General features: G+C 68.9%; 24 protein-coding genes. 8 read left to right on the top strand and 16 right to left on the bottom strand.

Annotated elements, in window-relative coordinates:
• Positions 1-25 precede the first annotated feature (25 nt).
• The 3 genes from ASF68_RS17440 to ASF68_RS17430 all read right to left on the bottom strand — a co-directional run bounded on the left by ASF68_RS17440 (position 26) and on the right by ASF68_RS17430 (position 5,782).
• Positions 26-1,447 carry a mechanosensitive ion channel domain-containing protein gene (locus tag ASF68_RS17440; RefSeq protein WP_157580593.1) on the bottom strand — a complete coding sequence of 474 codons (1,422 nt, stop codon included), beginning with the start codon at positions 1,445-1,447 and terminating at the stop codon, positions 26-28.
• Positions 1,444-3,681 carry an adenylate/guanylate cyclase domain-containing protein gene (locus ASF68_RS17435; RefSeq protein WP_200936466.1) on the bottom strand — a complete coding sequence of 746 codons (2,238 nt, stop codon included), beginning with the start codon at positions 3,679-3,681 and terminating at the stop codon, positions 1,444-1,446. The genes ASF68_RS17440 and ASF68_RS17435 overlap by 4 nt, the downstream gene beginning before the upstream one ends.
• A 211-nt stretch (positions 3,682-3,892) precedes the next feature.
• Positions 3,893-5,782: an ABC transporter ATP-binding protein gene (locus ASF68_RS17430; RefSeq protein ID WP_056014707.1), complete on the bottom strand. Its 1,890-nt coding sequence runs from the start codon at positions 5,780-5,782 to the stop codon at positions 3,893-3,895.
• A 263-nt stretch (positions 5,783-6,045) separates the two neighbouring features.
• On the opposite strand from ASF68_RS17430, the gene ASF68_RS19440 reads away from it, so the two are divergent.
• Positions 6,046-6,963, top strand: a complete 918-nt coding sequence (locus ASF68_RS19440) for a DUF559 domain-containing protein (RefSeq protein ID WP_056014143.1) — start codon at positions 6,046-6,048, stop codon at positions 6,961-6,963.
• A 241-nt stretch (positions 6,964-7,204) separates the two neighbouring features.
• Here the strand turns inward: ASF68_RS19440 and ASF68_RS17420 are convergent, their stop codons facing one another.
• From ASF68_RS17420 to ASF68_RS17410, 3 genes are all read right to left on the bottom strand, one after another.
• Positions 7,205-8,179, bottom strand: coding sequence for a carbohydrate ABC transporter permease (locus tag ASF68_RS17420; protein WP_056014140.1), 975 nt, complete (start codon positions 8,177-8,179; stop codon positions 7,205-7,207).
• Positions 8,176-9,309, bottom strand: a complete 1,134-nt coding sequence (locus ASF68_RS17415) for a carbohydrate ABC transporter permease (protein WP_056014137.1) — start codon at positions 9,307-9,309, stop codon at positions 8,176-8,178. The genes ASF68_RS17420 and ASF68_RS17415 overlap by 4 nt, the downstream gene beginning before the upstream one ends.
• Before the next feature lie 127 nt (positions 9,310-9,436).
• The gene (locus tag ASF68_RS17410; RefSeq protein ID WP_056014135.1) at positions 9,437-10,750 is read right to left on the bottom strand and encodes an ABC transporter substrate-binding protein; all 1,314 of its coding nucleotides are present in this window, start codon (positions 10,748-10,750) and stop codon (positions 9,437-9,439) included.
• Positions 10,751-11,048: 298 nt separating this feature from the next.
• Here ASF68_RS17410 and ASF68_RS17405 point away from each other — a divergent pair, with 298 nt between their 5' ends.
• Positions 11,049-12,098, top strand: a complete 1,050-nt coding sequence (locus tag ASF68_RS17405; protein WP_056014132.1) for a LacI family DNA-binding transcriptional regulator — start codon at positions 11,049-11,051, stop codon at positions 12,096-12,098.
• 33 nt (positions 12,099-12,131) lie between these two features.
• Here ASF68_RS17405 and ASF68_RS17400 read toward each other — a convergent pair whose 3' ends face one another.
• The 5 genes from ASF68_RS17400 to rplJ all read right to left on the bottom strand — a co-directional run bounded on the left by ASF68_RS17400 (position 12,132) and on the right by rplJ (position 15,427).
• A complete protein-coding gene (locus ASF68_RS17400; protein WP_082498790.1) occupies positions 12,132-13,424 on the bottom strand; it encodes an MFS transporter in 1,293 nt (430 codons plus the stop codon).
• Complete coding sequence (locus tag ASF68_RS17395; RefSeq protein WP_056014129.1) at positions 13,421-13,882, bottom strand: MarR family winged helix-turn-helix transcriptional regulator; 462 nt, start codon at positions 13,880-13,882, stop codon at positions 13,421-13,423. The genes ASF68_RS17400 and ASF68_RS17395 overlap by 4 nt, the downstream gene beginning before the upstream one ends.
• A gap of 89 nt (positions 13,883-13,971) precedes the next feature.
• Positions 13,972-14,115, bottom strand: a complete 144-nt coding sequence (locus ASF68_RS17390; protein WP_157580590.1) for a hypothetical protein — start codon at positions 14,113-14,115, stop codon at positions 13,972-13,974.
• Between the two features lie 331 nt (positions 14,116-14,446).
• Positions 14,447-14,830, bottom strand: a complete 384-nt coding sequence (rplL, locus tag ASF68_RS17385) for a 50S ribosomal protein L7/L12 (protein ID WP_056014124.1) — start codon at positions 14,828-14,830, stop codon at positions 14,447-14,449.
• Between the two features lie 78 nt (positions 14,831-14,908).
• Entirely contained in the window at positions 14,909-15,427 is a 519-nt protein-coding gene (rplJ, locus tag ASF68_RS17380) for a 50S ribosomal protein L10 (protein ID WP_056014121.1), read from the bottom strand.
• 318 nt (positions 15,428-15,745) lie between these two features.
• Between rplJ and ASF68_RS17375 the strand changes: the two genes are divergently transcribed.
• Positions 15,746-16,903 (top strand): AAA family ATPase, encoded by a 1,158-nt coding sequence (locus tag ASF68_RS17375; protein ID WP_056014118.1) that lies wholly within the window; start codon positions 15,746-15,748, stop codon positions 16,901-16,903.
• 24 nt (positions 16,904-16,927) lie between these two features.
• Here the strand turns inward: ASF68_RS17375 and ASF68_RS17370 are convergent, their stop codons facing one another.
• From ASF68_RS17370 to ASF68_RS17355, 4 genes are read right to left on the bottom strand one after another with little or no spacing between them, the layout of a single operon-like run.
• The gene (locus tag ASF68_RS17370) at positions 16,928-17,383 is read right to left on the bottom strand and encodes a DUF5684 domain-containing protein (RefSeq protein WP_056014117.1); all 456 of its coding nucleotides are present in this window, start codon (positions 17,381-17,383) and stop codon (positions 16,928-16,930) included.
• A 55-nt stretch (positions 17,384-17,438) separates the two neighbouring features.
• A complete protein-coding gene (locus ASF68_RS17365; protein WP_056014114.1) occupies positions 17,439-18,059 on the bottom strand; it encodes a phosphoribosylanthranilate isomerase in 621 nt (206 codons plus the stop codon).
• 29 nt (positions 18,060-18,088) lie between these two features.
• Positions 18,089-19,687: a cell wall metabolism sensor histidine kinase WalK gene (locus ASF68_RS17360; protein ID WP_056014111.1), complete on the bottom strand. Its 1,599-nt coding sequence runs from the start codon at positions 19,685-19,687 to the stop codon at positions 18,089-18,091.
• Positions 19,684-20,436, bottom strand: coding sequence for a response regulator transcription factor (locus ASF68_RS17355; protein WP_056014701.1), 753 nt, complete (start codon positions 20,434-20,436; stop codon positions 19,684-19,686). The genes ASF68_RS17360 and ASF68_RS17355 overlap by 4 nt, the downstream gene beginning before the upstream one ends.
• A gap of 242 nt (positions 20,437-20,678) precedes the next feature.
• Between ASF68_RS17355 and ASF68_RS17350 the strand changes: the two genes are divergently transcribed.
• The 4 genes from ASF68_RS17350 to ASF68_RS17335 all read left to right on the top strand — a co-directional run bounded on the left by ASF68_RS17350 (position 20,679) and on the right by ASF68_RS17335 (position 25,440).
• A complete protein-coding gene (locus ASF68_RS17350; protein WP_056014108.1) occupies positions 20,679-22,202 on the top strand; it encodes an ABC transporter permease in 1,524 nt (507 codons plus the stop codon).
• A gap of 88 nt (positions 22,203-22,290) precedes the next feature.
• Positions 22,291-23,082 (top strand): ABC transporter ATP-binding protein, encoded by a 792-nt coding sequence (locus tag ASF68_RS17345; RefSeq protein ID WP_082498789.1) that lies wholly within the window; start codon positions 22,291-22,293, stop codon positions 23,080-23,082.
• Between the two features lie 40 nt (positions 23,083-23,122).
• Positions 23,123-24,931, top strand: a complete 1,809-nt coding sequence (locus ASF68_RS17340; protein ID WP_369796523.1) for an MDR family MFS transporter — start codon at positions 23,123-23,125, stop codon at positions 24,929-24,931.
• A gap of 17 nt (positions 24,932-24,948) precedes the next feature.
• On the top strand, positions 24,949-25,440 hold the full coding sequence (locus ASF68_RS17335) for a MarR family winged helix-turn-helix transcriptional regulator (RefSeq protein ID WP_162235720.1): 492 nt from the start codon (positions 24,949-24,951) through the stop codon (positions 25,438-25,440).
• A 75-nt stretch (positions 25,441-25,515) separates the two neighbouring features.
• On the opposite strand, the gene ASF68_RS17330 is transcribed toward ASF68_RS17335, so the two are convergent.
• Positions 25,516-26,355 (bottom strand): NAD(P)-dependent oxidoreductase, encoded by an 840-nt coding sequence (locus ASF68_RS17330; RefSeq protein WP_056014104.1) that lies wholly within the window; start codon positions 26,353-26,355, stop codon positions 25,516-25,518.
• 106 nt (positions 26,356-26,461) lie between these two features.
• Here ASF68_RS17330 and ASF68_RS17325 point away from each other — a divergent pair, with 106 nt between their 5' ends.
• A complete protein-coding gene (locus ASF68_RS17325) occupies positions 26,462-26,722 on the top strand; it encodes a hypothetical protein (RefSeq protein ID WP_056014101.1) in 261 nt (86 codons plus the stop codon).
• Positions 26,723-26,759: the final 37 nt, after the last annotated feature.

Below are 26,759 nucleotides of genomic sequence, written 5' to 3'. Positions count from 1 at the left end.
ACGCTCCGGTGGTGACGACGGCTGGCTATCGGCCGATGGTACCGCGGACGATCCCGGCTTCGGCGAGCGCCGCCTGCGCCTGCCGGTGCTTGTGGTCGATCGAGGCGCCGATCTCCTGGGCGAGCCGGGGTCGGGTGCGGACGAGCCGGTCGATGGTGGACAGGGGCATCCTGAGGACGAGCGCGGTCCCGTCGGCGATCGCGGCGGCCATGGCGACCTCCCGGGTCAGGGCCGTCTGGCCGATGACGTCGCCCGTGCCGAGACGCTGGAAGGTGATGAGCCCGTCCTTCGTCGGGACCGCGAGGTGCACGCCACCCTCGATGAGGAAGCGGATGGCGTCCGGGACGGCCCCGGCGGCCTGGACGGTCTCCCCCGGCCCGTACCGCTCGAGCGTGCAGCTCCCGGCGAGCTGGTCCAGGTCCTCCTCGCGTGCGTGGAGGGTGGGGGCGAGGGTGCCGAGCGCCGCACCCAGTCGTTCCGGGGTCGCGATCGGGTCGGTGCCGTCGCCGTCGAGCGCGAGGCCGCGGCGTCTGGCCGCGTACCAGAGCCAGGCGCGGAAGCGGGCGACGGCCTCGTCGGCGGTGGACGGGCCGGACACCGGCAGCGTCACCGTGAACCGTGCTGCGCCGAGGTAGGCGGCGGACACCTCGTCCGACGGTTCGAGCATCGGGAGTGCCGATGCGACCTCCCGGAGCAACCGCAGCACCTCGTCGGGCGGGTCGTCGGTTGCGAAGGTCACCTCGACACTCGCCGTGAACGCGCCGACGGGCTGGCTGAGGTTCGTGAACGAGGCCCCCGCGAGCGAGGAGTTCGGCACGATCTGGATGCCGTTGCCGGTGTCGAGGTGCACGGCGCGCCAGTTCACCTCGACCACCCGGCCACGGACACTGCCCGTGTCGAGCCAGTCACCGAGGCGGAACGGCTGCTCGAACAGGAGGAGCAGCCCGGAGATGACCCCGCCGACGGCGTTCTGGAGGGCGAGGCCGATGACGATCGAGGTGACGCCCAGCGCGGTGACGAGCCCGCCGATGTCGGCTCCCCACACCCAGGAGAACAGGATCGCCAGGCCGATGAGGATGAGGGCCAGTCTGGCGAGGTCGACGAAGATGGACGGGATCCGATCGCGCCAGGATCCCTCCTCGGCGTTCGTGAACAGGGCGACGTTGAACGCCGACAGGATGAGCAGGATCAGCAGGAAGCCGAGGAGCGTCCCGACGATACGCACCCAGGTGATGTCGTCCGCCCGCGCCGTCGCGAACACCACCAGGGCGAAGACCGCGCCGACCGGGACGACGAAGTTGCGCAGGAGGCGGACCGGTTTCGCCGCGGCACTCCCGCGACGGCTGAGCGCCCCGAGCACCTCGGTGAGGACGATCAGCAGCACGGGGACGCCGACCGCGAGCCCGACGGCCCACGGGAACCACGGTTCCTGCCACACCTCGGTCACGACGTCGGCCCTGCGACGACCCGCCAGACGGCCTGCGGACCCTCGCGCGTCTCGACCGTGCCGGCGGCCTCGAACGTCACGGTGTCCTGCAGCCGGTCCCTGACGCGCTGACTGACGAAGATGCCCGCCGTCCCGGCCACGGACTGCACCCGGTTGGCGAGACTCACCGCGTCGCCCCACATGTCGTAGGCGAGACTCGTCCGACCGACGAGCCCGCTCGTCACCACGCCGGCGTCGACGCCGACCCGCAGGGTCAGGTTCGCCTGGTGCTGCGCGTTGAACCGTTCGACGATCGTGCGCATCTCCAGCGCGAAGTCGAGGGTGCGCCGGACGTTGTCGACGCGCGGGACGATCAATCCGCAGCTCGCCAGGTACCCCTCCCGCAGCGTCCGCACCTGCTCGATACCGAGGCGTTCGGCGGCTTCGTCGAAGCTGCGGACGAGACCGTTCAGGAGGGAGAGCTCCCGTTCGGAGTCGAGCCCCCTCGTGAGGTCGTCGAACCCGACGAGGTCGGCGAAGATGACCGACACGTCCTGGTGGACCTCGGAGATGGTCTCCTCCCCCTCCTTGTACCGCTTCGCGACGGTCGCGGGCATCAGGGTCAACAGCAGCCGCTCGTTCTCCGCACGCTGCTCGTCGATGAGCTCCTGCTTCACCCGGAGGCTCCGGCTCATGTCGTTGAACGCCGCACCCAGGTCGCCGAATTCGTCACGCCTCGTGTTCGGCACCTCGACGCTGTAGTCACCGCCGGCCACGCGCCGGACCGCACCGACGAGCGATCGCACCGGGCGGGCGAACACCTGGGCGAGCAGGAGCGAGAGGAGCGACACGACGACGATGATCGCGAGCACCGAGATGATGAGGTTCCGGGTGAAGTCGGTGACCGGGGCGAAGGCCTCGGCGGAGTCGATCCGGGCGACGAGCACCCACTGGAGCCCGTCGATGTCGACCGGTGTGTATGCGGTGAGGTTCTCCTCGCCGAGATAGCCGCGCCCGATCGTCGTGCCCGTCTCCCCGGCGAGGGCCCGCTCGACCGAGACGGTGCGAGTCGGTTGGATCTGGATGGTCCCCGCGACGGCGACCGCACGGGCTGCCGTCTCGGGCGGTGTCCCGGCGGCGATCGCGGTGCGTTCGTAGGCTTCCGGGTCCTCGATCAGCAGGCGTGAGGTCGAGCGCATGAGCTGGTCGGGGCCGGCGAGGTAGGTCTCGCCGGTCTGGCCCAGGCCGTCCTGTTCCCATTCACCGGACCCGGTCATGATGTCGTTGATCGCCTCGATGGGGACCTGCAGCGCCATCACCCCGTCGATCCGCCCGTTCTCGCCGACCGGGGAGAAGATCCACTGCGTCGGGACGTTGAGTGACGGCTGGTACCGCTCGAAGTCCGTGATGCCGACGTAGTCGATCGCGTTCGACCGGAGCGCAGCGGTGAAGCCGTCCTCGAGGACGCCGCCGCGGTAGGGCCCGGTGAGCACGTTCGTGCCGAGGTCCGGCCCCTTGTACGCGCTGTAGACGACGTCGCCCTCGTCGTCGATGAGCAGCGCGTCCTCGTAGCCGAAGCGGTCGATGATCTCGCGGAAGTAGTCGTGGTATCGGGCGTGGACGGCCGACCAGGCGCTGCCGTCGCCCGCGTCGTCGACGGTGATGGCGGTGTCGTAGTCGAGGTCCTCAGGCGTGTAGACCGACTGCAGGTAGGTCTCGGCCGGATTCGTCGGGATGAACGCCGACGGGTCGGCTTCGTCCCCGGTTCGCTCGGCGAGCTCCGGTGCGAAGGTGTCCTCGTAGAACGACGTCACCGAGGCTGAGCGCGCCGGGTCCTCAGGCTGCTCCTCCAGTTCGTGGAAGGCGTCGTGGAAGCCGTTCATGGCATCCACCACCGTGGTGCCACGGGTGTAGACGACGAGCGAGTCGCGCGTCTGCTCGTAGTAGTTGGTGATCTCGCGGGCGCGGGACTCCCGGACCTCGGTGAGCCGCTCGAACGACGCCTGCCGGAGCGAGTCGCTGCCGGACAGATAGCCGACGATCCCGGTGACGACCGATGCGCCGACGCTGACGATCAACAGCATGACGAGCAGCTTCGACTGGATGCTGAAGCCCGGGCGACCGAACCGACCACGACCGAGTCCACGGCTGCGGGCCGCGGAGGACGGCGCCGGCGGGATCGGCGGCCCCGGCGGGTCGGTCGGCGCGGTGGCGTCGGGCGAGGATCCGGATGGTGCGTCCACAGCTGCGGTCATCGACGAGTCCCCTACTCGATCCGGCGGTGCGCGGTCGGACCCCCTCCTTCGGGGGTCACGATGGCGCTCACTCTAGCCACCCGCGACCCGGGCCCACAATGGCTGGACCACGGTTGTCCGAGAACCGCACGACGACCCGCCCGGACACCTCGGAAACGGTCCGACGCGGCGGGCGCTCGGTGTCCGTGCCGTGCGTCGCGTGACGCCCGGATCAGGCGGTGACGGCCTGCTGCGCGTAGAGGGTCGCGTACACGCCACCGGCCGCGAGGAGCTCCTGGTGCGTGCCCTGCTCGACGATGCGGCCGCGGTCGAGGACGAAGATGACGTCGGCGTGCACGATCGTGGACAGGCGGTGGGCGATGGAGACGGTCGTGCGTCCACGGGTCGCGTCGTCGAGGGCGATCTGCACCACCCGCTCCGAGATCGTGTCGAGGGCGCTCGTCGCCTCGTCGAGGATGAGCACCTCAGGATCCTTCAGTAGCACGCGCGCGATGGCGATGCGCTGCTTCTCGCCGCCCGACAGGCGATACCCGCGTTCACCGACGAGCGTGTCGTAGCCGTCCTCGAAGCGCATGATCGCCTCGTGGATGTTCGCCGCCCGGCAGGCCGCCTCGAGCTCCTCGGCGGTCGCGTCGGGCTTCGCGTACCGGAGGTTCTCCGCGATCGTCGCGTGGAAGAGGTAGGTCTCCTGGCTGACGATCCCGATGCGTGACACGAGCGAGGCCTGGGTGACGTCGCGGACGTCGGCCCCGGCGACGGTGACCCGGCCGCCGGAGACCTCCTGGAACCGCGGGATCAGGTAGGAGATGGTGGTCTTCCCGGCACCCGACGGCCCGACGAACGCCGCGAACTGTCCGGGTTCGATCGTGAACGAGACGCCGTCGAGCGTCGGGGTGGAGTCGTCCTGTGCGTCCGCGTACCGGAAGGTGACGTCGTCGAAGCGGATCGCGGGGGCGGTGTCCGGAAGCGGCGCGGCCCCTGGGCGGTCGGCGATCGACGGTTTGAGGTCGAGGTACTCGAAGATGCGCGCGAACAGGGCGCCGGAGGTCTGCAGGTCGAGGGCGACGCGCATGACGCCCATGAGCGGGAACAGGAGGCGCGCCTGGATCGTCGTGAACGCGACGATGGAGCCCGCGGTGACGTCGGTCACGCCCCCGGTGATGAGGTAGCCGGCGACGAGGTAGACGATCGCCGGGATCGACGACAGGAAGATGTTGACCATCGCGAAGAACCACTGGCCGCTCATCGCCTGGCTCACCTGGAGGCGGATCTGGGTGCGGTTCTCGGCGCTGTAGCGTTCGACCTCGGTGTCCTGGCGGTTGAAACTCTTCGCGAGCAGGACCCCGGAGACGCTCAGCGCCTCCTGGGTGATCGCCGTCATCTCCGACAGGGACTCCTGCGTCTTCGTCGCGATGCGCGCACGCACCTGGCCGACCCGACGCTGGGCGACCACGAGGATCGGCATGAGGATGAGCGCCACGATCGTCAGCTGCCAGTTGAGGATGAGCATGGCGACGAGGGCGGAGATGACGGTGACGGTGTTGCCGAGCACACTCGACACCGTGTTGGTGAGGACGTTCGCGACGCCACCGACGTCGTTCTGCAGCCGCGACTGGATGATGCCCGTCTTCGTGCGGGTGAAGAAGCTCAGCTCCATCGCCTGGAGTTGCGAGAACAGTTTGATGCGCAGGGCGCCCATGACGCTGTTGCCGACGGTGGCGGTGAGGTAGGTCTGCCAGACGCCGAGGAGGGCCGCGATGATGAACAGGGCGATCATGACCCCGACGATCTCCGCGAGGGCGACGAGGTTCGGGGCGCCACCGTCGGTGGGGAACAGCCCGACGTCGAACGCCTGCTTCACGAGGAGCGGGGGCAGCACCGCGAGGGCGGCGCCGACGACGACGAGCACCATCGTGAGGATGATCTTCGCGCGGAACGGGACGAACAGGGCGACGATGCGCTTCCCGAGGTCGGGGATCCTCGGAGCCTCCGCGTTGAGCGCCTTCTGCGCCTCGGTGTCGCCGCCGCTCACGCGGCTGCCGGCGCGGGGCCCGCCACCCCCGGGGGCACCACCGCGTGGTCCGCCCCGTCCCCCGTGCATGCTCATCCCGCCACCTTATCCCCGCCCACCGACCTCCCCGCCCCCACCCGCGCTTCCGTACTCTGGCCCGTTCTTTTCCCTAACTCAGGACCTCTCCGGCGCGGCGTCCCATCCTGCACTGCCGACCGGCGCGACACGCCGCCAGCTTCCTGAGTTGGGCAAGCCAGGCACCACCCTCCTGCACAGCCGGTCTGTGCGCGTAACCCTACGCAGCGGACGTGATCGGGCATGAGACGACCAGCCCCGGCGCACACGATCGGGGAATGACGATCGCGACGACCTTCCTCGAGCCCGCTCATGGAATCGCCACCGTCCATCAGCTCCGGCGGCTCGGGCACACGAAGGAGACGCTTCGGATCGCAGTCGAGACAGGGATGTTGATCCGCGTGCGGCGCGGCTGGTACGCGGCGCCGGACGCACCGAGTGACCTGGTGAGGGCTGTGCGAGTCGGGGGCCGACTGAGCTGCGTCTCGGCAGCACGTTGGTATGGCTGGGCCGTGCCGTCGACGTCTCGACTCCATGTCGCGCTGCCGCCGAACGCAGCCCGCCTCCGGTCGGCCGATGAGCGGTGGAAACGTCCGCCGGCCGAGGCCCGCGAGGACGCCGTGCTGCACTGGGACGACTGGCCCCCAGCCCCTCCCCGCGGCACCCTCCTCCCGATGCTTGTCGAATCACGGCGACAGGTGATCGGCCACCTCGTTGACTGCCAGCACCCCGAGGTCGTCGGGGCGGCCATGGACTCGTTCACCCACCTCGAACCCGCCCTGTCCGCAGCACTCCCCTCCTGGATCGACGCACTTCCGTCGCAACACGCTGAGCGGCTACCACGTGTGGAACCGGGTTGCCACAGTGTCCTCGAGAGCATCGCTCGGATCCGCCTCGAGTCCGCTGGCATCGTCGGGCGTCACCAGGTCGCCATCCCGGCTGTCGGCCGGGTCGATCAGGTGATCGACGGATGGCTCGTCCTCGAATGGGATGGTCGTGAGTTCCACGACAATCGCGACGCTCACGAAGAGGACCGCTGGCGGGACGCCCAGTTGGTCGTGCAGGGGTATCGGGTGTTGAGGTTCACGTATCGCATGGTCATGAACGACTGGTACGTCGTCCTGGGTGCCATCCGATCGGCGCTGGATGCTGGTCCTGTCGGCCCACCTCCTCAAGCCGCGCTTCGCCGCTCCTGATCGATACAGCAGCTGCCCGACCTCGGTCTCGACGTTCCCTAACTCAGGAAAGGCGCGGCGCGTCGCGTCCGCCACGCACTTGTTCAGCGAGACTCGCCGAGACGCTCCTGAGTTAGGGAGGAGGAAACAGAACCGAACGCAGCACGGCCCGCAGACGCACGGACGCCCCGGGAGCGTGAGCTCCCGGGGCATCGGCACACCGACGACGCTGTCGATCGGAGGATCGAACCGCGGCGTCGGGTCAGCCCTTCGTCGAACCGGCGAGGAGCCCGCGGACGAAGTAGCGCTGCAGGGCGAAGAACACCACGAGCGGCACGAGGATCGAGATGAACGCACCGGCCGTGAGGAGGTGCCACTCGTTCCCTCGGGTACCCGTGATCTCGGCGAGCAGCTTCGTGATCGGCGCGACTTCACCGTCCGCGAAGATGAGGGCGACCAGGAGGTCGTTCCACACCCACAGGAACTGGAAGATCGCGAAGGACGCGATGGCCGGCATCGTCAGCGGGAGCACGATCCGGAAGAAGATCTGGCCGTGACCGGCACCGTCCACCCGGGCCGCCTCGATGACCTCGCCGGGGATCTCCGCGACGAAGTTGTGCAGCAGGAAAATCGCCAGCGGCAGCGCGAACATGGTGTGCGCGATCCACACCTGCGCGAACGTGCCGCTCGCGTCCAGACCCTCACCGACCTGCAGACCGAAGACGTTCAGCCCACGGGAGAACGTCGACAGCAGCGGCACGAGGGCCATCTGGATCGGCACGACCTGCAGGGCGAACACCATGATGAACAGGAAGTTCTTGCCACGGAAGTCGATCCACGCGAACGCGTACGCCGCGAGGCTCGCGATCACGAGCGGGAGGAGCGTCGCCGGGATGGCGATGGCGATCGAGTTGACCCACGACCCCGCCAGGTTCAGCGTCGAGTTACCCGCCTGGAGCACCTGCACGTAGTTGTCGATGGTGACCTGGAAGTCGGCGAAGATCGTCCACCAACCGGTGGTCTTCACCTGCTGCTCCGGCCGGAACGAGGAGACGAAGAGTCCGAACGTCGGGATCGTCCAGAGGACCGCGATCACGACCGCGGCGATGGTCGCGCCACGGCTCGTGAGGCGCTTCTTCGTCCGGCGGCTCGCGGCCTCGATGCCGCGCTCACCCTGCTCGAGCTGCTTCTTGGTGGAGTCGTCGATCGGTAGTTCGATCGGCTGCACAGCACTCATCGGATCTCCCTCTGCTTCTTGATCTGCCGCGCGTTGTAGATGACGATCGGCAGCACGAGGATGAACAGGATCACGGCGAACGCCGCACTCCGGCCGTTCTCGAAGTTCTTGAACTGGGTGTACATCTCATTCGCGATGACCGAGGTGCCGTTGTTGCCGGCGGTCATGGTGCGGACGATGTCGAAGACCTTCAGCGACGCGATCGAGATCGTCGTCACGACGACGACCAGCGAGGAGCGGATACCGGGGACGATGACGTTGGTGAAGCGCTGCCAACCGTTGGTGCCGTCGAGCTCGGCGGCTTCGATCTGCTCGGTCGGGACGCCCTTGATCGCGGCGGACAGGACGACCATCGCGAATCCGGTCTGCACCCAGATGAGCACGACGATGAGGAACAGCGTGTTCCACGGCTCGTTCTGCAACCACTGCACCGGGGTGCCGCCGAACCACACGACGATCTGGTTGAGCAGACCGATCTGGGTGGCGTCCGCCTCGCGGTAGGCGTAGATGAAGCGCCAGATGATGGACGCTCCGACGAAGGAGATCGCCATCGGCATGAAGACGAGGATCTTGAAGTACTTCTCGCCGCGGGACTTGTCGATGAACACCGCGTACGCGAGACCGAACGCCGTCGACAGCGCGGGGACGAGGAGCACCCAGATGATCGTGTTGACGACGGTCCGGATGGCGCTCGGCTGGGTGAACAGCCAGATGAAGTTGTTCAAGCCGACGAAGTTCTTGCCCGAGGCCGACATGAACGCGGCGATGGTGGTGTTGATCGTCGGGAGGATGAGGCCGATGAGGAGCAGCAGGAACGCGGGTGCGAGGAAGCCGACGAGCTGCACGAGGTAGCCGACGCCCTTCTTCGACCGGTAGTCGAGCAGGAAGAGCACCCCGCCGAGGACGGCGGCGACGGCCGCGGCCCAGAGGAAGGAACCGAAGAACAGGACGACGATGACGGGCACCAGGACGCAGAACGCCAGGCGGATGACCGTGTAGAGCGTGCCCTTGCGCGGAGCGATGTCCACGAAGAAGAGGAGGAGGGCGACCACCGCGGCGAAGGCGATGACGACGATCGGGATCTGGGCGAGCGGTGGGAGTCCGCCCAACCAGTTGAGGAAACCTGACATAGCTAGCCTTTCGAGTACGGCGTTGGACCCTGAGTGAACCCTAGGGGGATCCACTGCCGAGGCGGAAGCGCCGGAGGGTGATCACCCTCCGACGCTTCCGCTCATGAGCAGCAGTTCCGGATGTCGACTACTCGGCGGACGGCCAACCGGCTTCGATGTCCTTGAGCACCTGGTCGGTCTCGTCGCCGTTGATCCAGTTCACGAGGCCCTTCCAGAAGGTTCCGGCGCCGACGGCACCTGGCATCAGGTCGGAGGCGTCGAAGCGGAACGTGGTCTTCTCGTCCTGCAGGATCTCGATCGCCTGGCTGAGGATCGGCGTGGAGGCGTTGGCCGGGTCGAGGCCGTTGTTGGCGGAGATGACGCCGCCGAGCTTCACGCGGCTGTTCGCCCACTCGGCGCTCGACAGGTACTCCTGGACCTTGACGGTGCTCTCGTCGTCGCTGAACGCGCCGACGATCTCGCCACCACCGGTGACGGCGGTCTCGCCCTCTTCGATGCCGGGGGTCACGAAGGCCCACACGTCACCGTCGGGAGCGACGGTCGCGCCGGCGTCCTCGAGGAAGCCGGAGAAGAACGAGGCCTGGTGGTGCAGCGCGCAAGCGCCGGACGCGAGTGCCGGGGCGACGTCGCCGAACTCCGTGGAGTTGATCGAGGTCACGTCACCGAAGCTGGCGTTGACGTATTCCGGGTTCTTGAGGATCTCGCCGGCCGAGTCGAAGGCTTCCTTGATCTTCGGGTCGGTGAACTTGACCTTGTTGGCCACCCAGTCGTCGTAGACGTCCGGGCCCTGCTGACGCAGGACGAGGTCTTCGATCCAGTCCGTGCCGGGCCAGCCCGACGCGTCGCCGGAGCCGAAGCCGGCGCACCAGGGAGCCGCACCGGTCTTCTCCTGGATGGTCTTCGTCACGGCGAGCAGCTCGTCCCAGGTCTTCGGGACCTCGACGCCCCACTCGGCGAACTTCGACGGCTGGTACCAGATGAGACCCTTGACGCTCGCCATGAGCGGAGCGCCGTACAGGGTGTCGTTGACGGTGCCGTAGCGGGCCCAGTCCTTCGACCAGTACTTCTCGACGTTGGCGGTGACGCCCTCGGGAGCGGGCTTCAGGTAGTCGCGCTTGGCGAGGTCGGCCAGGAGGCCGGGCTGCGGGAAGATCGCGAGGTCGGGCGGGTTGCCGCCCTGCGCGCGGATACCGATCTGCGACTCGAACTCCTTGGAGGACTCGTACTTGATCGTGATGCCGCTCTCCTTCTCGAAGTCGGCCCAGCTCTGCTCGAGCAGCTCCGCCTCGGTGTCGGCAATCGTGCCGTAGATGGTGACGGTCTTGTCGTCGTCGCCACCGCCACTGCTGCCGGATCCGCCTGAACAGGCGGTGAGCGCGACGCCCGCGACGGCCAGGACGGCCAGCGGCAGGGCCGTCCGGCGGGTCCGAATGAAACTCATCTGTGTCCTCCTCATTGAGTGCTGCAGGTTCGAACGACTCCAGGGTCGAGCCGTTCCGATGATGCACTGGTGCGGAATCGTTCCGGATGCGGAACCGTTTCCATGCGTCAAAGTACTTCACCGCGGACCAGGATGCAAGCACGAGAACATAACGAAATAGACAGTGAGAGCGCTCCCACCGAAATCACGCGGATTTGCGCCGGAATCGTGGCCGAGCCGTTATGGATCCGTTCCATGCCCGTGTTCCAGGTCCGTTCCAGATTCGCTATGGTGGTGCTACCCAACGGAGGGAGTCGGCATGAGTGGTGCCATCAGTGATGTCGCGGCCCTCGCCGGCGTTTCGAAAGCGACGGCCTCGCGAGCGCTCACCGGACGCGGATACGTGTCGACCGAGACGCGCGAACGCGTCGTCCAGGCGGCGGCCACGATCGGCTACGTCGCGTCACCGATCGCCGCGAGCCTGTCCACCGGACGCACCCTGGCGATCGGGGTCCTCACCTCGTTCCTCAACCGCTGGTACTTCGGCGAGGTGCTCGAGGGGGCCGAGAGCGCACTGCGCGCCAGGGGCTACGACCTGACCCTGCACCACCTGCCGCCGGACGCCGCGGACCGCGACCGCATCTTCGACTCGTACCTCACGAACAAGCGCTTCGACGGCATGATCTCGATCGGCATCGAGGCCTCGCAGGACGAGATCGCCCGCCTGCTCGCGAACCCGAGGCCGCTGGTCTCGATCGGCGGGAACATCCGGGGAGCGCACTCGATCAACATCGACGACCAGGCGATCGGGCGGGAGGCGACGGAGCACCTCATCACGCTCGGGCACACCCGCATCGCGCACATCACCGGTCACGACGCCGAGTTGCAGACGGACACCGTCCACGGCCGACGGCTCGCCGGCTACCTGGCGGCGATGGAGGAGGCCGGCCTCGCCTCCACCGTGCACGTCCTGCCGGCGGTCCACTCGCTGCCCGGCGGCTACGAGGCCGCGGCCCAGCTGCTCCGCGACGCCCGGATCCGGCCGACGGCGGTCTTCGCGTCGACCGACGAGGTGGCGATCGGCATCATCATCGCCGCCAGACGCCTCGGGATCACCGTTCCGGCGGAGCTCTCGGTGATCGGCATCGACGGGCACTCCTACGCGGAGATGTTCGCGCTGACGACTTTCGAGCAGGAACCCAGGGCACAGGGTCGTCGCGCCGTCGAGATCCTGCTCCAGGACCTCGAGGAGGGCCGTCGCCCCCAGGACCCCGACGGCGAGGCCGGTGGCGACGCGGTCACCGAGGTGCAGTGGCCGACGCGGCTGATGATCCGACAGACCACGACACGGCCCGAAGGGGCGGAGTGAGCCTCCAGTCCACCTCCGGGCCTGCCGGAGCGGTCAGCTCGCGTCAGCTGCCGTGATCGCGATGGCCTCGTCGACGTCGCTCTCCACGGGCCCGTCGACCCGGGCGAGGTGCTTGCGGCCGATGACGACGATGAGCAGGGCGACCACGATCGACCCGGCGGCCACGTAGTACGGCGCGGCCGGCGAGACGAGCTTCGCGATCTCCGCGGCGGCCGGCGGGGCGATCGCTCCCCCGAGGAACCGCACGGACGAGTAGGCGGAGGACGCCACGTTGCTCGGCAGGTCCGTCGCCTCCATCACGGCCTCGGTGAGGACGGTGTTCATCACGCCGAGCAGGAGCCCGCCGACGACGATGCAGACGATGAGACCGGCCGTCGACTCGACGAGGAGGCCGCCGACCACGAGGTCGAGTGCCAGCAGCGGCAGCACCAGCTTGATGACCGAGGTCCGGCGCATCCGGGCGGTGAGCAACGGCGCCACGAAGACGCTCGTGATCGCGAGCGCGACGCCCCACCCGAAGAAGGTGAACCCGAGTCCCATCGCGTCGAGCCCGAGCGGGAACGGCGAGTACGCCAGGAGGGTGAAGAAGCCGATGTTGTAGAAGAGCGCTGCCGCGGCGAGGATGCCGAGCGACGGGATCGCCAGGGCACGGAACGGCGCGGACAGTTTCAGCGGCGTCGGCTTCGGCCCCTCCGTCTTCAGCAGGACCACGATCGCGATGAACCCGACGGCCATGAGGGTCGCGGTGCCGAAGAACGGCCACTTCCACCCGATGCCGCCGAGGAGGCCGCCGAGGAGCGGGCCGACGGCGATGCCGAGCCCGAGCGCCGCCTCGTAGAGGATGATCGCGTTCGCACGACCACCGCTGGCCGCACCGACGATGGTCGCCAGCGCGGTCGAGATGAACAGGGCGTTGCCGAGTCCCCAGCCGGCACGGAAGCCGATGACGGCGCCGACGGAGTCCGACAGCCCGGCGAGCAGGGCGAACACCACGACGAGCGCGAGGCCGATCAGCAGGGTGCGCTTGGCGCCGATCCGGCTCGAGAGCCAGCTCGTGAAGAGCATCGCGACACCGGTGACCAGCAGGTAGCTCGTGAAGAGCATCTCGGCCTGTGTCGGGGTCGCCTGCAGGTCTTCGGCGATGGCGGGGAGGATCGGGTCGACGAGGCCGATGCCCATGAACGCGATGACGCTGGCGAAGGCGACGGCCCAGACGGCCTTCGGCTGGTGGAGGATCCCGGCGAGCCCTCCGCCGTGGCCGTGTCCACCGGCGGCGTTCGAAGTGGCGATCGGGGTGACGGGGTGCGCAGCGGTGTCCCGGCTCATGCGGTCAGCTCCGAGGCGACCTCGACGGCCACGCGTTCCTGGATGATCTCGACCGTTCGCGCGATGGCGGCGAGGTCGTCATCGCCCAGGTCCGTGAAGGCCGGCTCCAGGGCGTCGGTGAGTTCGTCGCGCCAGGCGAGCAGGGCCGCGGTCCCCTTGGGGGCGATGGCGATGAGCCAGGCCCGGTGGTCGTCGACGTCGGCGATGCGCTTGATCCAGTCGCGTTCGTCGAGGCTCTGGACGAGCTTGGTCATGGTGGGCTGCGAGACGCGGCTCTGTCGGGCCAGTTCGCCGACCCGGACCGGCCCGACCGTGGTGAGCACGGAGAGCGTGCGCCAGACGGCTGGTGATTCGGAGGATCCGGTGGCCTGGGCGGCAAGGCGGGTGAGCCGGTGCGATGCCGTGATGAGGTCGCCGAGGATCGTGTGCAGGGGGGAATGCGTGGTGTTCTCGGTCATGATGAGACCAGTATACATAGCTCAGCTATACATCTACCACCGGTCGGTCCCCGACGCGGGTTCACGTCGGGGACCGGCTCGTCGTCGGGTCAGCGCATCCAGGTGGTGAAGGACACGGTGACCCGGGGATCCGGAGGACGGGCGTCGGCGGCCCGCTCCGGTCGGTCGGGCACGGATGCAAGCCGCGCCCGGATCCAGGTGGTGATGGCACGCCAGCGTGCACGGGTGTTCATGGTGATGGGTTCTCCCGATTCGGGCACCGCATCGAGCACCACCCTCACGGGGAGTGGGGACGACGACGCGGATGCCTGCGTGAACCGTCGACGAACGTCGTCGACGGGTGCAGAGCATCCGCGCGTGCGTGCGGAGAGCGGTACGACGAATCGCGGGCCCTCCGGTTAACGGACGGAGGGCATCGCTCCCGAACGGATCGGGGGCGATGCCCTCCGATCACGGATGTCTCTGCTGAGTGCGTGCAGCACTCGTCAGGAAGATCCGCGATCGTCAGCGGCGACCGACCGGAGTCGGGCGCCAGCCCAGTGGTTGTCCCCCGTAGGGAACCGACTACTTGAGCGTGACGGTGGCGCCGGCAGCCTCGAGGGCTTCCTTCGCCTTGTCAGCGGCTTCCTTGTTGGCGCCTTCGAGGACGGCAGCCGGAGCGCCGTCGACGAGAGCCTTGGCCTCGCCGAGGCCGAGCGAGGTGAGCTCGCGGACCGTCTTGATGACCTGGATCTTCTTGTCGCCAGCAGCCTCGAGGATGACGTCGAAGTCGGTCTTCTCTTCGACCTCTTCAACAGCAGCGCCTGCAGCAGCCGGGCCGGCGACGGCGACGGGAGCAGCAGCGGTGACCTCGAAGGTCTCCTCGAACAGCTTGACGAACTCGCTGAGCTCGATGAGCGTGAGCTCCTTGAAGGCGTTGATCAGTTCTTCGTTTGACAGCTTTGCCATGATTGTTCTCCTTGTTTCATGCCCTGCAACCGCTTCACGCGGCGCACAGGTACGGGGTTGATTGTTCGCGGAACCGAATTACTCGGCCGCGGACTCCTGCTTCTCGCGCAGCGCCTCGACCGTGCGAACGGCCTTCGAGAGCGGTGCGTTGAAGAGGTAGGCAGCTCCGAACAGCGAGGCCTTGACGGCGCCGGCAAGCTTGGCCAGCAGCACTTCACGGGACTCGAGGTCGGCGAGCTTGCCGACTTCTTCAGCGGTCAGCGGGTTACCGTCGAAGTAACCGCCCTTGACCACGAGGAGAGGGTTTGCCTTGGCGAAGTCACGAAGAGCCTTCGCGACGGTGACCGGGTCACCGTGCACGAATGCGATCGCGGACGGACCGGCGAGCTCGTCGTCGAACGACGAGATGCCGGCGTTGTTCGCCGCGATCTTGGTCAGCGTGTTCTTCACCACGGCGTAGGTTGCGTCCGCACTGATGCTCTTGCGCAGGGTCTTGAGCTGAGCAACAGTGAGGCCGCGGTACTCGGTCAGCAGAACGGCGGTCGAGCTCTGGAACTTCTCCGTGAGTTCGGCAACCGAGGCTTCCTTGTTCGCCATGGCCACTCCTTTTCGAATCTTGTATGCGTGCAGCGGAGGCCGCACGCATCAACCGCCGGGCCGGCGAAGGGTTCGGGCATGAAAAAAGCTCCGGCGCAAGCGCACGGAGCTGGGGAGAGGCGAGCCTCGATCAGATCTTCATACACCTGCGCTGGACGTCTCGTCATGAGAACCTTCGACTGTCTCGTTTGCACGCGACAGTGACCGGCGGTCTTTGGTTTCCACCACCGTAGCACACGCAGAAGCACGGCGGAGACGATCGGAGCACGGCAGACCGCCCCACCGGACGATGTCCCCGGTGGCCGACATCATGGAGGCATGCTGCAGACACTCGCCATCGCCGGGTACCGGTCCATCCGCGACACGGTGCTGCCCCTGCACGGTCTCGACGTGGTGACCGGATCGAACGGCTCCGGGAAGTCCAACCTCTACCGCGCGCTCCGACTCCTCGCGAGTGCGGGCGACGGCGACGTGGTCGGGTCCCTCGCCCGGGACGGCGGGCTCTCCTCGACCCTCTGGGCGGGGCCCGAGCACGTGCAGCACGCCGCGGTCGACGGCGGCACCCCGATCCGCGGGACGAGACGCTCGGGTCCGGTCAGCCTCCTCCTCGGCTTCGCGACGGACACCCTCGGCTACCTCGTCGACCTCGGCATCCCGCAGCCCTCCTGCACCCTGTTCGGTCGCGACCCCGAGATCAAACGGGAGCAGATCTTCGCCGGCGCGCTGGCCAAGCCGAGCAGCCTGCTCGTCGACCGACAGGGGCCGGCGGTCCGCGTCCGTGACGGGTCCTGGCGGCCGGCCGGCCGGGCGCTCGGGGTGTCGGAGAGCATCCTCACGGAGTTCTCCGACGCCGACGCGACGCCCGAGGTCCTGCGCATCCGGAGCCAGGTCCGCGGTTGGCGGTTCTACGACCAGTTCCGGACCGACCGCGATGCCCCGGCCCGGGTCCCGCAGGTCGGCACCCGCACCCCGGTGCTCGGGCACGACGGATCGGACCTCGCGGCCGCCGTGCAGACGATCATCGAGTCCGGTGGTGCCGACCGACTCGACGCCGCCGTCGACGAGGCCTTCCCCGGCAGTCGACTCCGGGTGCGCGCCGATGACGCGGTGTTCCGCCTGGAGTTCGAGCAGCCCGGCATGCTCCGGCCCCTGTCGGCCGGCGAGCTGTCCGACGGTACGCTCCGCTACCTGCTGCTCGTCGCGGCGCTCCTCACCCCGCGCCCGCCGGAGCTCATGGTGCTGAACGAGCCGGAGACCAGTCTCCACGGCGAGCTCCTGCCCCACCTCGCCAGCCTCATCACCGCGGCGAGCGCCGACACCCAGCTCATCGTCGTCTCCCACGCCCGCCCACTCATCGACGCGATGCTGGAGGCCGGCGACGTGCACGAGCACCGCTTGGTGAAGCAGCTCGGCGAGACCCTGGTCGCGGACCAGGGCCTGTTGTCGACGCCGCCGTGGGCCTGGCCGTCCCGGTGACGCCTTCGTGCCCGCCGGGGGCGTCTAGGAGCGGTCGGCCTGCTTGCCGAGGAAGCGGTCCGAGCCGTAGCTGAGGATGAAGAATCCGATCAGCTGGAAGAGGATGAGTCCGAAGACGCGGAACACGGTGCTCTTGTCGAACTGCTTGCCGATGTGCCATCCGACGACCCAGCCGAAGACGATGTTCACGAGCGGGATGAAGTAGAGGATCGTGGCCGCGCCCGTGAAGCCGGCGAGCTTCACGACGACGTACCAGTTGTAGATCGGGATGAGCGCGGTCCAGCCCGCGCGACCGGACTTCTCGAACATGCCCCACACGGATGCGACGAAGAGCACGTAGCCGATGATGCCGCCGAAGACGTTGGCGGGGGCGTTCATGAACTCGATGGCGGCACGACCGTTGTCGTCCGCGGCGAGCAGGATGGTGTCGATCACGGTGGTGCGCTCCTCGTCGTCGTCGCGGTCGACCGACCGCCTCATCCGACGAATGTAGCGTGCTGGTCACATCCCGGACCAGCGGGTGCGCCTCGGACGCTCAGACCGCCCGGGCGGTGCGGGCGGCGTGCACGAACGACCGGATGAGCTCGGGGGACTTCACCCCGCGCGACGACTCGACCCCACTCGAGACGTCGACCCCCCACGGGCGGAGTTCCGCGACGAGACCGGCGACGTTCGCCGGGGTCAGACCGCCGGCGAGGATCCAGGTGCGGGTCGGCGGATTCGCGGTGAGGGCGATCGTGTCGAAGGTCTTGCCGGCGCCCGGGTCGGGTGCGTCGAGGAGGAGCAGTTCCTCCGCGAAGGCGGCGCGCTCTGCGGCGTTCTGGGACGCGTAGCGCACGGCCGAGGTCGCCCGGAGGGTCCGCCACCCCATCGCCTGCAGCTCGTGGAACGCCTCGGGCGGTTCGTCGCCGTGGAGCTGGACCGCCTGCACCCCGGCCTCACCCGCGATGCGCGAGACCTCCTCGACCGACTGCCGCCTAAACACCCCGACGGTGAGCACGTGCTCGGGGACGTCGGCCACCAGCGAGGCGACGATCTCCGGCTCGACGGTGCGGGGCGATCCGGGCGCGAAGACGAACCCGATCGCATCGGCCCCCGCTTCGACCGCCGCCGCGACGCTCGACGGTTCCGACAGTCCGCACACCTTCACCCACATGGGGACCACGCTACCCGGCCGCACGCGCATCACTCCCCCGCTCGGACAGGCCCAGCCGGAGCCGCAGCAGCCGGCAGCTCGACGCGGAACACCGTCCGCCCGGGGACACTCTCGACCGAGACCGAACCGTGGTGTGCGGTCACGACGGCGTGCACGATCGCCAGCCCGAGGCCGGTGCTCCCGGTGGCCCGTGACCGCGAGTCGTCGCCGCGCACGAAGCGTTCGAACAGGTTGGGTTGGAGGGCCTGGTCGATCCCCGGCCCGTCGTCCGCGACGGTCAGGACCGCGAGCTCGCCGCCTGGACCGCTCTCGATCGCGAGCCCCGTCCGCACGGTCGTCCCGGCCGGGGTGTGCGTCCGCGCGTTCGCCAGCAGGTTGACGATCACCTGCTGCAGGCGCGACGCGTCCCCCGTGACCAGCACGGGCTCCTCCGGGAAGTCGAGTTCGAAGACGTGCCCGGGACCGGCGACGTGGGCGTCGCCGACCGTGTGGATGACGAGTTCGGTGAGGTCGACGGGGCGCTTGGCGAGCTCCCGTCCCTCGTCCAGACGCGCCAGCAGCAGCAGGTCCTCGACGATCGTCGTCATGCGGCCGGCCTCGGAGCGGATGCGGCCGAGCGAGTGCGTCACGTCATCGGGGAGCGTGTCGGACCTCCGGGCGGCCAGCTCCGAGTAGCCGGCGATGGACGCGAGCGGCGTCCGCAGTTCGTGGCTCGCATCGGAGACGAACCGGCGGACCTTGTTCTCGCTCGCCTGCCGTGCGTTGAGCGCGGAGGAGACGTGGCCGAGCATGCGGTTGATCGCCGAACCCACGCGGCCGACCTCGGTCCGCGGGTCGGTGTCGGAATCCGGCACCCGGACGGCCAGCGCGACCTCTCCACGGTCGAGCGGGAGTTCCGCCACGACGGCGGCCGTGGCGACGACCCGGTCGAGCGGGCGGAGCGAGTACCGGACGATCGCGAACGCGGCCAGGCCGGCGAGGAGGAGGACCACGACGCTCATGATCGCGATGAGCGTGACGAGCTGCATGACCGTCGACGTGACCTCGGAGAGCGGAAGCCCGATGACCCTCGTCGCGCCGCTCGCGTCGGTGACGGCGACGACCCGGTATTCGCCGAGGTAGGCACCGAGGTCGATGGTGGATGGGCGGCCACCGGCGGAGACCGTCAGGATCATCGCATCCTGGCTCTCCGTGCACGGGACGGTACTGCCGTCGGCGTTGAGGTAGCCGGCGTTCACGATCGTGCCGTCGACGACGATCGCTCCGAGCGCCCCGGGCCCGAGCCCCGGGGCGCCGATGAAGGCCGGAGGTTCGCGGGTTCCGCCGCCCCCGCCGCCGTACCCGCCGGGCAGCTCCGAGTCCGGCACCGCGTCGGGGGTGGACAGCTGACCGTTCCGGCCGTAGTCGACGATCCGCTCGGCGGCCTTCGTGAGCTGGTTGTCGACGCCCTCGGTGAGGAGGCCGCTCACCGCCACGGCGCTCGCGACGCCGACGACGACGCTGCCGAGCGCGAGCAGCCCGACGACGACGACCATCAGGCGTCGACGCAGGGTCCAGGGCGCGCGCTTCGGGTGGACGGAGCCGACGGTCGTCGCTGCCGGGTCGGCGGCTGGGGCGCCCGTGGTCACGAACTGACCGTCGGGATCTTCAACATGTAGCCGGCACCGCGCACGGTGTGGATCATGGGCTCACGTCCGGCGTCGATCTTCTTCCGGAGGTAGGAGATGTAGATCTCGACGACGCTCGCCCGACCGCCGAAGTCGTAGCTCCACACCCGGTCGAGGATCTGCGCCTTGCTGAGGACCCGACGCGGGTTGCGCATGAGGAAGCGCAGCAGCTCGAACTCGGTCGCCGTGAGCTCGATGGACTCCCCGTCCCTCGTCACCTCGTGGCTGTCTTCGTTCAACACGAGGTCGCCGACGATGATGTCCGGACCGGTTTCGTCCGCCGCGAGGAGCGTCGATCGGCGGATGAGGCCGCGGAGTCTGGCGACGACCTCCTCGAGGCTGAAGGGCTTCGTGACGTAGTCGTCTCCCCCGGCGGTGAGGCCGGCGATGCGGTCGTCGAGCGAGTCCTTGGCGGTGAGGAACAGCACGGGCACGTCGCTTCCCGAGGTGCGCAGGCGGTTCAACACCTGGAGCCCGTCGAGGTCCGGCAGCATGATGTCGAGCACGACGGCATCCGGTCGGAAGTCGCGGGCGATCGTCAGCGCCTCCCGACCGTCGGCGGCGGTCCGGATCTCCCAACCCTCGTACCGGAGGGCCATCTGCAGGAGGTCCGTGAGGGTCGCCTCGTCATCGACGACGAGCACTCGCACGGCGGTGCCGTCGGCCCGCTTGAGTGCGCTTCGCGCCGCACCGGACGCCTGGGTCTGCATGTTCACGCGTTCAGTATTGGCCCCGACCCTATGAGCTGTCCATGAACCGGCCAGACGGATGCTGAGCCTCCTTGGAGCCGACGGAGCGCCCGTCGAGGGCCTGGGCCGATTCATAGCGTCGCCGAGGCGCAGGCCAAGTGAGCCTCCGTAGCGTCCGGTCCGAGTCATCCGCGACGTGCGGATCGTCGGCGCCGCGCAACGGGATGCCGACACGTGGACCAGGAGCAGAAGGAAACGCAGACATGTTCGGAACGTATCTCCGGCGGGAACTCGTCGGTCGTCGCAAACAGACCGTCATCATCGCCATCGGGATGGCGCTCGCCATCGCCCTCGTGATCATCGTCAACTCCGTCGCCGCCGGCGTGAAGACGGCTCAGGCGTCCGTGCTGGAATCCGTCTACGGGGTCGGAACGGACATCACGGTCAGTCAGGCCGCCGAGGCGCCGACGGACGGCGGCGGCCCCGGCCAGACCTTCGACTTCGGTTCGGGCGATGGGGCGACGAGCGACGGGACGACGACCGTCGACCAGTCTCGGCTCGAGGCGGCGCGTGGCGGGTCGACCTTCGATGCGACGGCGCTCGACACGATCACCGACGTCGCGAACGTCGAGGCCGCGGCAGCGACGCTGTCGCTCACGAACACGACCTTCACGGGCGAGCTGCCCGACGTCTCCCAGGCGCAGGGATCCGACGGGACGGCAGGCGTGCCCGGCGGTGACGCGACCGGCGCGACCCCGCCACAGGGCGGTCCGGACGGCGCGGGCGGCAGTTCCTTCGGCATCGACTCCTTCACGGTCCTCGGGCTCGACCCCTCGGGCGACGCCGTCGGTCCGCTCTCGGCCGTCACGCTCAGCGACGGTCGCTCGCTCGCAGCCGACGACGCCGGCACGGACGTCGCCGTCCTCGACGCCGCCTACGCCACCGAGGCGGGGATCGCCACCGGCGACACGATCGACCTCGCGGGCACCACGTTCACGGTGGTCGGCACGGTGACCGCCTCCGGAGCCGACGCCACGACCGCGTCGAACGTCTACATCCCCCTCGACGTCGCGCAGACGCTCGCCGGGCTCGACGGCCAGGTCAGCGACGTGTACGTGCAGGCCGCCTCGTCGACCGACATCGCGCAGGTCCAGACGGACATCGAGACGGCACTGCCCGACACGACCGTGAGCACCCAGGAGGACCTCGCGTCCACCGTGTCCGGCTCGCTCGCCTCGGCATCGACGCTCGTGTCGAACCTCGGCACCTGGCTGTCGCTCATCGTGCTCGCCGCCGCGTTCCTCATCGCGATCCTGTTCACGATCTCGGGCGTCACCCGCCGGACCCGCGAGTTCGGCACGCTCAAGGCGATCGGCTGGAGCAACCGGCGCATCGTCGGCCAGGTCGCCGGCGAGTCCGTCGTGCAGTCGCTCATCGGCGGCGCCGTCGGTGTCGCGGTCGGCCTCGTCGGCATCCTCGTCGTGAACCTCGTCGCCCCGACACTCAGCGCGGCCGCGACGACCTCCGCCGGCGGCGGGTTCGGCGGCCCCGGCGGCGCTGCGGGCATGCCGTCGGACGCGACGGCGGGAGCGGCCGGTGGATTCGGCGGCGCCCCGGGCGCGGCGACCGCGACCACCACCGACATCGTCCTCCAGGCTCCCGTGACCGCCTGGATCATCGTCATCGCCGTCGGGATCGCCATCCTCGGCGGGCTGCTCGCCGGTGCCATCGGCGGGTGGCGCGCCGCACGACTCCGTCCGGCCGAGGCGCTCCGCTCCGTCGCCTAGGCGACGAACCGGCCGCCGCCGGCGGTCCGCTCCGCGCGACCATCCGGCGGTCCCACGCAGCACTCCACCCAGCAGAACGAAGGACCCCATGTACACGATCACCGGCCTCACCAAGCAGTACCGCCAGGCGAAGCGCTCCGTCACGGCGCTCGACGGCGTCGACCTCGAGATCCCCGACGGCCAGCTCGTCGCCATCCAAGGCCCGACCGGCGGCGGCAAGTCGACGCTCCTCCAGATGCTCGGCGCGCTGGACCGACCGACCGCCGGTGGCATCTCCCTCGCCGGCGACGACCTCTCGACGCTCAGCGAGACGAAGCTCGGGAGGATCCGCGCCACGGAAATCGGCTTCGTGTTCCAGGGGTTCAACCTCATCCCCACGCTGACGGCGCAGGAGAACGTCGAGATGGCCCTGGTCCCGATCGGCACCCCGCGGGCCGAACGTGAGACGAGGGCCAGAGCGGCGCTCGCGTCCGTCGGACTCGCGGAGCGGGGTTCCCACCTCCCCACCGAGCTGTCGGGCGGGCAGCAGCAGCGGGTCGCGATCGCCCGTGCGCTCGTCAAGGAACCCCGAGTGCTGCTCGCCGACGAACCCACCGGCAACCTCGACGAGGAGACCCGCGACGAGATCATGGACCTCCTCGAGGGCCTGTGGCGCGACCGCGGGCTCACCGTCGTCATCGTCACGCACGACTCGGCCGTCGCGAAGCGCGCCGAGCGGCGCCTGCACATCGCGAACGGGACGCTCAAGGACGTGCTCGGGGAGCGGCTCCATCCGCTCCCCGAGCCGCCCCTCCCCGGCCTCTGTGCCTGTCGCAGGGCAACGGGAATACCCCGCCGTCGCGATTGGTTGACACTGATCAACTACTTGTCATATAGTTGACGCATATCAACTACCTGACGTCATCACGATCGCGGAGCCCATGTCTACCAACACCACTGCAACCGTCACGCCCGGGCGGGCGGACAACGGCATGACGCATCGCCAGGTGCTCGAGGCCCTATCCGGCCTCCTCCTCGGCATGTTCGTCTCGATCCTCGCCGGAACCGTCGTCTCCACCTCGCTCCCCCGCATCATCTCCGACCTGAACGGCGACCAGACCGCGTTCACCTGGGTCGTCACCGCGACCCTGCTCGCCACGACCGTCTCCACCCCGATCTGGGGCAAGTTCGCCGACCTCTTCAACCGCAAGCTGCTCATCCAGCTCGCCCTCGGGATCTTCGTCCTCGGTTCGGCACTCGCCGGCTTCTCGCAGGACACGGGCACGCTCATCGGCTTCCGCGTGCTCCAGGGCCTCGGCGCCGGCGGACTCACCGCGCTCAGCCAGATCATCATGGCCGACATCATCAGCCCGCGTGAACGCGGCCGCTACATGGGCCTCTTCGGCGCCGTGATGGCCGTCGGCACCGTCGGTGGCCCGCTCTTCGGCGGTCTCCTCACCGACTCCCTCGGCTGGCGCTGGAACTTCTTCGTCGGCGTCCCCTTCGCGATCGCGGCGATCTTCCTCCTGCAGCGCACGCTCCACCTGCCGAAGCGGACCGTCGGCAAGGTCAAGATCGACTACCTCGGTGCCGCGCTCATCGCGGGCGGCGTCTCGCTGCTGCTCATCTGGGTCACGCTGGCCGGCACGCAGTTCGAGTGGGCGAGCTTCACCACGCTCGTCATGGTGGGTGTCTCCGTCCTCCTGCTCGCCGCGGCCGTCATCGTCGAGATCAAGGTCGACGAGCCGATCATCCCCATGTCGCTCTTCAAGAACCGCACCTTCACCCTCGCGGTCATCGCGAGCATCTCGGTCGGTGTCGCGATGTTCGGCACCTCCGTCTTCCTCAGCCAGTACATGCAGCTGGCCCGCGGTGCCACGCCGACCGAGTCCGGTCTGCTGACCCTCCCGATGATCGGCGGTCTGCTGATCGCCTCCATCGTCGTCGGGCAGTTCATCTCCCGCTTCGGCCACTGGAAGCCGTACCTCATCGTCGGTTCCATCCTGCTCACCGTCGGCCTGTTCCTCATGAGCACGATCCACTACGACTCGAACTACCTGCTCGTCTCCGTCTACATGTTCGTGCTCGGCGCGGGCGTCGGCATGGTCATGCAGAACCTCGTGCTCGTGGTCCAGAACGACGTCCTGCCGCAGCAGCTGGGTACGGCGAGCGCCGGTGTCGCGTTCTTCCGGAGCCTCGGCGGCACGATCGGCGTGTCGGTCATGGGTTCGGTGCTCGCCACGAAGGTGACCGACATGCTATCCGACCGTCAGGACGACCTGCAGGCGGCCATCGTCGCCCTCGGTGCTCCCGGTGCCAAGATCGCCGAGACGCTGTCGAGCGGCACGATCCCCAAGGTGAGCACCCTGCCGGAGTCGGTGCGGACGATCATCGAGTCGGTCTACGGGGACGCGGTCGCCGACATCTTCCTCGTCGCCGCGCCGCTCGCGATCCTCACGATCCTCGCCGTGATCTTCCTGCCGAACAAGAAGCTCGGTTCGAAGAACGCGGTGCAGCGGATGGCCGAGCAGGGTGGCGGGGAACCGGCACTCGTCGGCGCCGCCACCGGTTCCGTCTCGACCACGACCGCATCGACCTCGACCCAGTCGTTCGCGACCGGTGCGCTCGATGTGGCCGAGGCCATGATCGGTGGCGAGGCCGACACGCGGCTGGAGCGCGGACGCGACGAGGACGTCGACTCGCGTGCCGACGCAGGCACCGGGGCGCACAGCCCCCGCCACGGTCGCTAGTCCGTACAATGCGAACGATGTCCATCGATCACGACGCCCAGGCCGGGCCGGCCGCTGCCGACGACGCAGCGGCCGGCACCGCGCACGATCTCGCGATCGGGGCGGTGGAGGAGCAGTTCGCCCTGCTCATCAATCGCATCCGCAACGGCATCCGTGATCGGGCCGAACGGATCTCCCCCGGGCTCCAGCCGGCCGGCTACAAGCTGCTCAGCATGGTGTCGCGTTCCGGAGCGGTGCGTGCCGGTGCCCTGGCGGAGATGCTGGCGATCGACAAGAGTGCCGTGAGTCGGCTCGTCCACCAGCTCGAGACCCTCGGCCTCGTGACGAAGACGCCGGACCCGGAGGACGGCCGTGCGAGTCTCGTGGTCGCGACCGCCGAGGGCGAGCGCCGGATGGAGTCGACACGGGCCAACGACCAGGCGATGCTCTACCAGCAGCTCTCGTCCTGGGACGAGGCGGAGGTCCGCCGCCTGGCCGAGCTGCTCGCCAAGCTCAACGACACCCTCTGACGTCCCGTTCTCAGGAGTCCTCCGGCGCGCCGGGCTCGCGAGCGAGCGACGCGCCGAGGAACTCCTGAGAACGGGTCAGCGCCAGCTGTGCTTCGGGTCGTAGCCGAGGACCTCGCGGGCGTGGTCGATCGACAGCAGCGTCCCGTTGCCGGCGATGTCGCCGTTCACCGGGACCCCGGGGAAGACCTCGGCGACGAGCTCGGTGTTGTCGCGCGACATGACCGTGTCGGCCGCCGCGATGATGAAGCGGTCGAAGCCGGTGGCCTGGTGCTCGAGGGCGAGGCGCACGGCTTGCGCGCCGTCCCGCCCGTCGATGTAGCCCCACAGGTTCCACTTGCGGAGCGTGGCGTCGGCGTCGAACGACGGGAACGCCGCGTAGTCGGCCTCGTCCATCACGTTCGAGAAGCGGAGGGCGATGATCTTGAGCTCGGGGTGCCACCGGGTGAGTTCGATCGCCAGCTGCTCCTCGAGGTGCTTCGACAGCGAGTACGTCGACTCGGGTCGGGCGGCGTAGGCCTCGTCGACGGGGATGTACGGCGGCGGGGTGTCGAACGGCAGACCCAGGACGGTCTCGCTCGACGCCGTGACGATGTTCGTGATGCCCGCCTTGATGGCGGCGTTGAACACGTTGTAGGTGCCGATGATGTTGTTCTGGAAGGTCGCCGTGTTCGTCGAGAGCCCTGGCGCGGGGATGGCGCTCAGGTGGACGACCGCGTCGAACCCGTCCGGCGCCTGCTCGTCGACCCCGGTGAGGGCGTCGAACACCTGCCCGGCGTCCCGCAGGTCGATGCGGACGAAGCCGTCACCGCGCTCCCCCGCCTGGTCGAAGTTGATTACCAGGTGGCCGTGTTCCCGAAGATGGCCGACCACTGTTCGCCCGAGCTTGCCCGAGCCTCCCGTCACTGCGATTCTCATGCGCCCATCCTGGTGCATCGGCCCGGAAAGCGGCGACGGGTTGACCGATCACCCAGGAACCGGCGACCGGCGGAATGACGGACGGCCGGTGGGCGTTGGACGAAGCGTGAAGCTCACCCTGTACACCTCCGCCTTCTGCGCCCCCTGCATGCAGGCTCGCGCGGTCCTGGCCGAGGTCCCGGCACTCGTGGCCGGCGCCGTCGTCGAGGAGCGCGACGTCGCGTTTCGGTCCGCGGAGGCCGAAGCCGACGGCATCCGGTCCACGCCGACCGTCATCATCACGAGCGACGACGGCACCGAGGTGTTCCGCGCCACGGGCGCACCCACGCTCAACCAGGTGCTCGTCGCCGCTGCGAAGGCGCTGTAGCCGCCGACCGCCGTTCGACAGGCTCAGGGACCGGGTG

Source organism: Plantibacter sp. Leaf314 (genome assembly GCF_001423185.1).
Lineage (GTDB): Bacteria > Actinomycetota > Actinomycetes > Actinomycetales > Microbacteriaceae > Plantibacter.
This window is presented reverse-complemented; position numbering and strand designations above follow the sequence as displayed.

Excerpts from the sequence above, each read along its gene's own strand:
- ASF68_RS17430 (WP_056014707.1), bottom strand. The coding sequence starts at position 5,782 with ATGCACGGGGGACGGGGCGGACCACGCGGTGGTGCCCCCGGGGGTGGC.
- ASF68_RS17405 (WP_056014132.1), top strand. The coding sequence starts at position 11,049 with ATGAGTGGTGCCATCAGTGATGTCGCGGCCCTCGCCGGCGTTTCGAAA.
- ASF68_RS17350 (WP_056014108.1), top strand. The coding sequence starts at position 20,679 with ATGTTCGGAACGTATCTCCGGCGGGAACTCGTCGGTCGTCGCAAACAG.
- ASF68_RS19440 (WP_056014143.1), top strand. The coding sequence starts at position 6,046 with ATGACGATCGCGACGACCTTCCTCGAGCCCGCTCATGGAATCGCCACC.
- rplJ (WP_056014121.1), bottom strand. The coding sequence starts at position 15,427 with ATGGCGAACAAGGAAGCCTCGGTTGCCGAACTCACGGAGAAGTTCCAG.
- ASF68_RS17340 (WP_369796523.1), top strand. The coding sequence starts at position 23,123 with ATGTCTACCAACACCACTGCAACCGTCACGCCCGGGCGGGCGGACAAC.
- ASF68_RS17415 (WP_056014137.1), bottom strand. The coding sequence starts at position 9,309 with ATGTCAGGTTTCCTCAACTGGTTGGGCGGACTCCCACCGCTCGCCCAG.
- ASF68_RS17420 (WP_056014140.1), bottom strand. The coding sequence starts at position 8,179 with ATGAGTGCTGTGCAGCCGATCGAACTACCGATCGACGACTCCACCAAG.
- ASF68_RS17375 (WP_056014118.1), top strand. The coding sequence starts at position 15,746 with ATGCTGCAGACACTCGCCATCGCCGGGTACCGGTCCATCCGCGACACG.
- ASF68_RS17330 (WP_056014104.1), bottom strand. The coding sequence starts at position 26,355 with ATGAGAATCGCAGTGACGGGAGGCTCGGGCAAGCTCGGGCGAACAGTG.
- ASF68_RS17335 (WP_162235720.1), top strand. The coding sequence starts at position 24,949 with ATGTCCATCGATCACGACGCCCAGGCCGGGCCGGCCGCTGCCGACGAC.
- ASF68_RS17345 (WP_082498789.1), top strand. The coding sequence starts at position 22,291 with ATGTACACGATCACCGGCCTCACCAAGCAGTACCGCCAGGCGAAGCGC.
- ASF68_RS17395 (WP_056014129.1), bottom strand. The coding sequence starts at position 13,882 with ATGACCGAGAACACCACGCATTCCCCCCTGCACACGATCCTCGGCGAC.
- ASF68_RS17410 (WP_056014135.1), bottom strand. The coding sequence starts at position 10,750 with ATGAGTTTCATTCGGACCCGCCGGACGGCCCTGCCGCTGGCCGTCCTG.
- ASF68_RS17435 (WP_200936466.1), bottom strand. The coding sequence starts at position 3,681 with ATGACCGCAGCTGTGGACGCACCATCCGGATCCTCGCCCGACGCCACC.
- ASF68_RS17370 (WP_056014117.1), bottom strand. The coding sequence starts at position 17,383 with ATGAGGCGGTCGGTCGACCGCGACGACGACGAGGAGCGCACCACCGTG.
- ASF68_RS17400 (WP_082498790.1), bottom strand. The coding sequence starts at position 13,424 with ATGAGCCGGGACACCGCTGCGCACCCCGTCACCCCGATCGCCACTTCG.
- ASF68_RS17355 (WP_056014701.1), bottom strand. The coding sequence starts at position 20,436 with ATGCAGACCCAGGCGTCCGGTGCGGCGCGAAGCGCACTCAAGCGGGCC.
- ASF68_RS17390 (WP_157580590.1), bottom strand. The coding sequence starts at position 14,115 with ATGAACACCCGTGCACGCTGGCGTGCCATCACCACCTGGATCCGGGCG.
- rplL (WP_056014124.1), bottom strand. The coding sequence starts at position 14,830 with ATGGCAAAGCTGTCAAACGAAGAACTGATCAACGCCTTCAAGGAGCTC.
- ASF68_RS17365 (WP_056014114.1), bottom strand. The coding sequence starts at position 18,059 with ATGTGGGTGAAGGTGTGCGGACTGTCGGAACCGTCGAGCGTCGCGGCG.